General features: G+C 66.3%; 1 protein-coding gene. It reads left to right on the top strand.

What is annotated here, in order from left to right:
- The coding region (gene polA, locus DYI24_RS26015; protein WP_164574363.1) for a DNA polymerase I at positions 1-1,608 on the top strand (1,608 nt) is incomplete at its 5' end.
- Positions 1,609-1,780 lie beyond the last annotated feature (172 nt).

Below are 1,780 nucleotides of genomic sequence, written 5' to 3'. Positions count from 1 at the left end.
CTCGGCACCCGCGACGCGCTCGATGCACTGAAGCCGGTCTTCGAATCCGCAGGAATCGCCAAGGTCGGCTTCGCGATCAAGTTTGCCGCAGTGCTGCTGGCGCAGCATGGCCTGACCTTGCGCAACATCGACGATCCGCAACTGATGTCCTACGCGCTCGATGCCGGCCGCGGCAGCCATGGGCTGGATGCGCTGTCGGAGAGCAATCTCGGCCATACGCTGCACACGCTGACCGAGCTGACCGGCACCGGCAAAAACAAGATCGGCTTCGATCAGGTCGGAATCGACCGCGCCACCGCCTATGCGGCCGAGCGCGCCGACGTGAGCTTGCGGCTCGCGCGCGTGCTGAAGCCGCGCCTTGTCGCAGGCAGCATGACCGCGGTGTACGAGACGCTGGAACGTCCGCTGGTCGGGGTGCTGGCGCGGATGGAGCGGCGCGGCATCTCGATCGACCGACAGGTGCTGTCGCGGCTGTCGTCCGATTTCGCCCAGACCGCGGCGCGGATCGAGGCCGAGATCCGCGAGCTCGCCGGCGAGGACATCAACATCGGCAGCCCGAAGCAGCTCGGCGACATCCTGTTCGGCAAGATGGGCCTGCCGGGCGGCAGCAAGACCAAGACCGGCGCGTGGTCGACTTCGGCACAGGTGCTCGACGAACTCGCCGAGCAGGGCCACGAATTCCCGAAGAAGATTCTGGAGTGGCGGCAGGTCAGCAAGCTGCGCTCGACCTACACCGACGCGCTGCCGACTTACGTGCATCCGCAGACCCATCGCGTCCACACCACCTACGCGCTCGCCGCGACGACGACGGGCCGGCTGTCGTCGAACGAGCCGAACCTGCAGAACATCCCGGTGCGTACCGAAGACGGCCGCAAGATCCGCCGCGCCTTCGTGGCGACCCCAGGGAACAAGCTGGTGTCGGCCGACTACTCGCAGATCGAACTGCGCCTGCTCTCCGAAGTCGCCGACGTCCCGGCTTTGCGAAAAGCGTTTCAGGACGGCATCGATATTCACGCGATGACCGCGTCGGAGATGTTCGGCGTCCCGGTCGAAGGCCTTCCGTCGGAAATCCGCCCCCGCCCCACAGCGGTCCATTTCGGCATCTACGGCATCTCGGCGTTCGGCCTCGCCAATCAGCTCGGCATCCCGCGCGAGGAAGCCGGCGCCTACATCAAGCGCTACTTCGAACGCTTCCCGGGCATCCGCGCCTATATGGACGAGACCCGCGACTTCTGCCGCACGCATGGTTACGTCACCACGCTGTTCGGCCGCAAATGCCACTACCCGGACATCAAGGCCTCTAACCCGTCGATCCGCGCCTTCAACGAACGCGCCGCGATCAATGCCCGGCTGCAGGGCTCCGCCGCCGACATCATCCGCCGCGCCATGGTGCGGATGGAGGATGCGCTCGCCGAGAAGAAGCTCAGCGCCCAGATGCTGCTGCAGGTCCACGACGAACTGATCTTCGAAGTGCCGGAAGCCGAGGTCGAAGCGACGCTGCCGGTCGTGCGCAGCGTGATGCAGGACGCGCCATTCCCGGCGGTGATCCTCAACGTCCCGCTGCAGGTGGACGCGCGGGCGGCGGATAATTGGGACGAGGCGCACTAAACATCTCGATCGCTTGTCGAGACTGATCCGCAGCGGGCACTGCATAACCTCTCCCGCCTGCGGGAGAGGTCGGATCGCGCAGCGATCCGGGTGAGGGCACTCCCCTCCGCGAATGCGAACTCACTGCTCGGGGCGCCCTCACCCCAACCCACTCCCGCAGGCGGGAGAGGGA

The sequence above is a fragment of the Rhodopseudomonas sp. BR0C11 genome (genome assembly GCF_010820945.1).
In the GTDB taxonomy this organism is placed as follows: Bacteria; Pseudomonadota; Alphaproteobacteria; order Rhizobiales; family Xanthobacteraceae; genus Rhodopseudomonas; species Rhodopseudomonas palustris_H.
Note: the sequence above shows the minus strand (reverse complement) of the source record. Positions and strands in the feature narration are given on the sequence as shown.